The 572-nt window shown below is 68.0% G+C and carries 1 protein-coding gene; it reads right to left on the reverse strand.

Features of this window, described 5'->3' with window-relative positions; genetic code table 11:
- Window positions 1-55: 55 nt before the first annotated feature.
- A partial coding sequence (locus tag V7793_RS38005) for a transposase family protein (RefSeq protein ID WP_336014323.1) occupies window positions 56-572 on the reverse strand: 517 nt, incomplete at its 5' end.

Genomic DNA, 572 nt, shown 5'->3' on the forward strand with positions numbered 1-572 from the left:
ACGAGTTGGTGCGTGATAGTGGGTGAGGCGTGTTTCGCCTGGTCGTGGCCTGTTTTCAGACGTTGGTGCGGTCGGAGACGAGGTCGGCGATGGCGCGGTAGGTGTCGGGCAGGCGGTCGCGGCGGTGGGTCCAGCGCATCAGTTGTTTCCAGCGTTTGTGGTCGGCGAGGGCGTGTTCGACGGTGATGCGGTCGGAGGAGTGCCCGTGGCGGTCGCGTTCCCACTGTGCGACTCTGCCGGGCAGTGCTCCCGGCCGAGGCTTTCTGGGTGGTGTGACCGCCTGCCCGCGGTGGTCGCGGCTCAGGCCCAGATGGCCGTCGTCCAGGAGGACCTCGACGTCGGGGAAATGCTGGAAGCAGACGGTGATGCCTTCGGTGCGGGCGGCCGTGGCGTCGTGCATACGTCCAGGTCGCAGGGCGTCGGTCCATAATGTGCGGCCGCGCCAGTCGGCGATCACGGTGGCCTTCATGGTGTTCTGCTTCTTCTTGCCCGACACGAACGCACGGCGGCCGCCGCGGTTGGCCGGCGGCCTGCGGACCTGGATCTCGGTAGTGTCCAGCCGCAGCTCGACG

This window comes from Streptomyces sp. KLMMK (genome assembly GCF_036961605.1).
GTDB lineage: Bacteria > Actinomycetota > Actinomycetes > Streptomycetales > Streptomycetaceae > Streptomyces > Streptomyces telluris.